4 protein-coding genes are annotated in these 4,977 nt (G+C 48.5%); 1 reads left to right on the forward strand and 3 read right to left on the reverse strand.

What is annotated here, in order from left to right; translation table 11 throughout:
• Positions 1-302: 302 nt before the first annotated feature.
• Both QUA38_RS27245 and QUA38_RS27250 read right to left on the reverse strand, forming a co-directional pair.
• A complete protein-coding gene (locus QUA38_RS27245) occupies positions 303-1,739 on the reverse strand; it encodes an ammonium transporter (protein WP_333167408.1) in 1,437 nt (478 codons plus the stop codon).
• A gap of 450 nt (positions 1,740-2,189) precedes the next feature.
• Positions 2,190-3,107 carry an SGNH/GDSL hydrolase family protein gene (locus QUA38_RS27250; RefSeq protein WP_333167410.1) on the reverse strand — a complete coding sequence of 306 codons (918 nt, stop codon included), beginning with the start codon at positions 3,105-3,107 and terminating at the stop codon, positions 2,190-2,192.
• Between the two features lie 282 nt (positions 3,108-3,389).
• Between QUA38_RS27250 and QUA38_RS27255 the strand changes: the two genes are divergently transcribed.
• Entirely contained in the window at positions 3,390-3,992 is a 603-nt protein-coding gene (locus QUA38_RS27255; RefSeq protein WP_333167412.1) for an IS607 family transposase, read from the forward strand.
• 277 nt (positions 3,993-4,269) lie between these two features.
• Here QUA38_RS27255 and QUA38_RS27260 read toward each other — a convergent pair.
• On the reverse strand, positions 4,270-4,977 hold a 708-nt coding region (locus QUA38_RS27260), incomplete at its 5' end, for an ammonium transporter (protein ID WP_445305114.1).

Raw genomic sequence — 4,977 nt, forward strand, 5'->3', positions numbered from 1 at the left:
CCGAAACCCTTGCGGTGGTAGTTTTCAGACTGTTGGAGCGATCGTTTAAAAGCTTTAGTATCCATGCGGTATCGAGTAGAAATCTAGGTTAATTACCTTTGATTTTAGAATGCCTGGGGTGCGATCGGGATTATTGGTTCATTAGGGAAGAGGGGATATGGTATTTATACGATCGACACATTGAATTGAGAGCAAAGAAAGAATGAACGCGCCTTCGCGGTTCGTTAAAAAAACTCAAAAAAAAGCGTAGAGACTCAGATACCTGCGTCTCTACACGATCGAACTTATTCAGAAAATTAGCTTCAAACCTTCTTCGGCGCAAAAGGAGAACTCGATTCAAACGAACTGAAACCGCCGGCAAAATCCTCACCGTAAGCTTCTTCGCCGTGCAGCCCGATATCCAAACCTTGGTCTTCAGCAGATGAGGGCACTCGCAGTTCCATAAACTGCGCCAAAATTTTCAGGATCACAAAAGTGCCGACAGCCGCAAACACGTAAGTAGCTAGAACGCCTACAAACTGAGTCACGATTAGCCCCGGATTCCCGGCAAATAGCCCGTCATTTCCGGCAGCGTTAACCGCTTTAGTCGCAAACACGCCAGTCAGAATCGCGCCCACAGTTCCGCCGACGCCGTGAACCGGGAAGGTATCCAAAGAGTCGTCAAATCCCAGCTTAGCCCGCCAACTAACGGCAAAGAAGCAGCAAACCGAAGTGATCGATCCGATCAAAAGCGCTCCCACTGGAAGCACGAATCCAGCCGCAGGTGTGATGCCCACCAATCCCGCTAGGAAACCGCTAGCAATTCCGACTGCTGTCGGTTTGCCTCTGAGAACCCATTCCACGATTGTCCAAGTTAAACCGCCGGCGGCTGTTGAAATCATGGTGGTGACAAAAGCCACTGTTGCTAAAGAACCCGAACTCAAAGCACTACCGCCGTTGAAGCCAAACCAGCCAAACCACAGCAGCCCAATTCCCAGCAAGACGTAGGGTACGTTGTGGGGGGTGTGGGGCTTGTTCAAGTGGTCTTTGCGGGGCCCGATTACCCAAGCTGCGATAACGGCAGAAACACCGGAACTGATGTGCACGACTGTACCGCCGGCAAAGTCTAAAGCTCCCATCGCCCCCAGCCAGCCTCTACCCCAAACCCAGTGGGCTAAAGGAGAGTAGATGAAGGTAGACCACAGCAGCACGAACCAGAAATAGGTTTTAAATGTTACCCGTTCGACGATCGCCCCGGAAATCAAGGCTGGAGTGATGATCGCGAACATCATCTGGTAAACCATGAAGACTTGGTGCGGTATTGTCGGTGCGTAGCCGATCGGATCTGGTGTCTCCGCCGTGACGTTGTTCAAGAACATCCAGTCCAAGCCGCCGAGAAAGGTTTCGAGTCCTTGGGCAAACCCTTTATCATTGAGGTTGCTGGGGGTGACATCAAAAGCCAAACTGTAGCCCCACAGCGTCCAGGTGACGCCGATCAGTCCCATCATGACTAAGCTCATCATCATGGTGTTGAGGACGTTGCGCGATCGCACCAGTCCCCCGTAGAAAAACGCCAGCCCCGGTGTCATTAGCAATACCAGTGCTGCGGAGACCAACATCCAGGCCGTATCGCCACTGTCGATCGGATTCGCCGCCACCGCAGCCGCACCAGCAGCATCTTGAGCTAAGGCATTGTCCGTCAGCGGTACGCTTAACAGCCACAGGGCGATGATGCCGATCGTTAAACTTTTTTTGATCACGTTAGTTGTACCTTCTCATACTCAGCAATTTTCAGGGAAGACCGAGCCGATTTTAGATGCGAGGATTTTAGATGCAATAGTTATTTGGTTTTAAGTCCCTGTTTTAGCGGAACAAATCTTCAATAGATAATTCCCCAATCCTCAACCCCCCGGCTTCGTATAGCCGGACTCATCTAAATTCGTCAACTATCAATCTAATGGTCTATGCCTTTTGGATTGCACCATTTGTACCAACAGTTATTCTGTATCACCCTATACTAAATAGCTAAGTATCATATTTCTTAATCTATCAGTCGATACTTGACATAGCCCGTGATAGCAGAGTAACCGGAGAGGGAGAGTTGAGGAGAGGACAGGAGTTTTGAGTTGGGGAGAGTGGGAGGAGGAGAGGGGGTGAGTTGGGGAGAATGTTACTTTATCCTTTATCTTTACTAACTAATGACTAATAACTCATGACTCATTTTTCAACTGCATCTGATCGAACAGTTGCAGGGCCGATCGCCAAACCAGATAACCTTGATCGTTAAGGTGCAAGCCATCTGTGCTGAGTTCGGTTGGCAAATTGCCGTCAGCATCTGCAAACAGCGGGTACAAATCCAGATACAAAACATTCTCAGAACTAGCAATTTCTTTCAGGCGCCGATTTATTGCCCTAATCCGACTATTAGGAATCGCCAACAGCCGATCGCGATTTTCCCAAGTAGCTTGTTCCCCGCTGTGGGGCAAAATCGATTGCACAACCACTTGTGCTTTGGGGTGAGCCCACCGCAAATCGCGAATAATCTGCCGCTGGTTATCCAAAATTCCTTCGTCGCTGGTTCCCCGCAACAAATCGTTAATCCCAATCATCACAAATACCGTATCCGGCGCGGTTCTATCGAACAACTGCAACCGCTTGAGCAAACCCACGGAAGTCTCCCCCGAAATCCCTTGATTCAGCCAAAACCGATCGACTGGTAACAGCTTGGTTGGGAACCACATACTTAGAGAATCCCCAGCCAAAACACTCAGTCTTGATGGTCGATTCGCCGCCGCCGCCTCAGCTTCGCGACCCAACTGCGTCACCCACTGCTGGTAAGTCCATTTATGTCGCGGTCCTGGAACGGGCACGTCTAGCAATGCGTTTGCAGAGGTGATCGGTTTGTCATTTTGTCCCTCCGCCACTTCTGCCGTCACCGCATCATTCGCCTGGAAACTTTCTGTCAAGTTGTGTCCCTGCAGCAGTAGTTGAGCGACTGTGAACATCAGTACCCCGTTCGTCACCAAAGATAGCAAAGCCCAAACCGGAATAGTTTTCGATCGGCTAACTTCCATTCCTAAGAGGGATTTATGAGTTCTACTTCTGCTACCTCCTCCAAACTTCTCCATAAACTCAAGCTATTTGCAGGCCTCACACCGAATAATGTGCACTGATTGCTGCATCAAATTTTACCGCTCAATTAAAGCCTCAATTCTTGTAAGAATCAAGCACTGTGCTGTGTTGGGCAAGGGCGGCGATGCAGAACTTTGCTTTTTCGCACTACTTTACCATAAAAAATCTGCCTACCAAACTTTCTTACACCGCAATCGGATTTGTCAAAGCTGCTGCAATGCAAAAAAATATATCTAAAAGTGATCGAACTTACTCAGTTCTGATGCTAAAATCCAAAAATGAAAAAATTAACTATAACTGAAGCAGCCAAAATTAAAGGTGTAAGCGCTTCTACCTTACGCAGGTGGGAAGCCGAAGGCAAGCTAATACCGGAACGCACGGCTAACGGTCACAGACGGTATGACCTAGCTCATCTTCTCGGCTTAAAACCCAACGGCGCTTTAACCATAGCTTACGCTCGTGTTAGCAGCCACGACCAAAAAGATGATTTAGAGAGACAAAAACAAGTTTTGGAATTGTTTTGTGCATCTCACGGCTGGCAATTCCAAATCATTGATGATGTGGGTTCTGGGGTTAATTACAGTAAGCGGGGTTTACAACATCTCATTCGGGCGATCGCAGACAATCAAGTAGAAAGGTTGGTGTTAACTCACAAAGACAGACTGCTGAGATTTGGTTCTGAACTAATTTTTAATTTGTGCGAACACTTTGGGACAGAGGTAGTGATTATCAATCAAACCCAAAATACTAGCTGTGACGAGGATTTAGCTAAAGATATAGTAGAAATAATCACTGTTGTCTCCGCCCGCCTCGATGGCAGCAGGAATCCCAAAAACAAACGAGTCGTTGAAGAACTTAAAGCAATTGCCGGTAAACTCTAATCAATACACCAGTTTGCAAAGTTCGTTAGTTACAGATTCTCAATTACCAGTTACCAATTAGCGGCGCATATCTCATGCAATCGCCAACTATTAAAGGTCAACTAAAAATAAAATTATGCCCGCGTTCGTATCGAAGATTGAAACGCGAGCACAACCATAGACAGCCATAAGTTGGCGGCTATTTCAGATTTGGATTTTTCTGAATAAAGGCGTCAATTAGCTGATAAATAACTAATCTAGGACACGAAAGCTGTATTGGTCGAGATCTTCGCACGCTCTACAGTTTGGTAGTCTTGCCCCCAGAACCCCCACCATAACCGCCGTAGCTGCTCTCACTTCTGTTGTCCAAGCTGGTTTCCTTCACAAACCCGGTGTAAGCTTCCATCCCGTGTTCGCCGATATCCAAACCTTCAGCCTCCTCTGAAGCAGAAACGCGGATACCCAGCAAAGCTTTGAGTGCGGCCCAAAAAATCGTACTCAGCAAAACGGTCATCCCGCCTACAGAGATAATGCCGACCAACTGCGCCCAGAGTTGGCCGAAACCTCCACCCACAAGCAATCCGGCTGCCGGGCCTGCGGTATAAAGTCCAGTTGTAGGCCCGTCAGCAAACAGCCCAACTGCCAGAGTTCCCCAGATGCCGCAGACTAAGTGAACTGAAGTTGCACCTACAGGATCGTCAATTTTCAAGTTGTCGAAGAAAGTTACTGCGAAAACTACCAGGATACCGGCGATCGTGCCGATTATGGCAGAGTTGGGCACGTTGATCCAAGCGCAGCTAGCTGTTACGCCGACTAAGCCGGCGAGGATGCCGTTGATAATCATCGAAAGGTCGGGTTTGCCCAGGTACAGCCAAGCAGTAATGGTTGCAGCAATTCCCCCGAAGGCGCCGCCGGTGTTGGTGGTGATCGCAATGTGGGCGATCGCATTTGGATCGACTGCCATTGTCGAACCGGGATTGAACCCGAACCAACCCAACCACAGAAT

The sequence above is a fragment of the Microcoleus sp. Pol12B4 genome (assembly GCF_036701385.1).
Lineage (GTDB): Bacteria > Cyanobacteriota > Cyanobacteriia > Cyanobacteriales > Microcoleaceae > Microcoleus.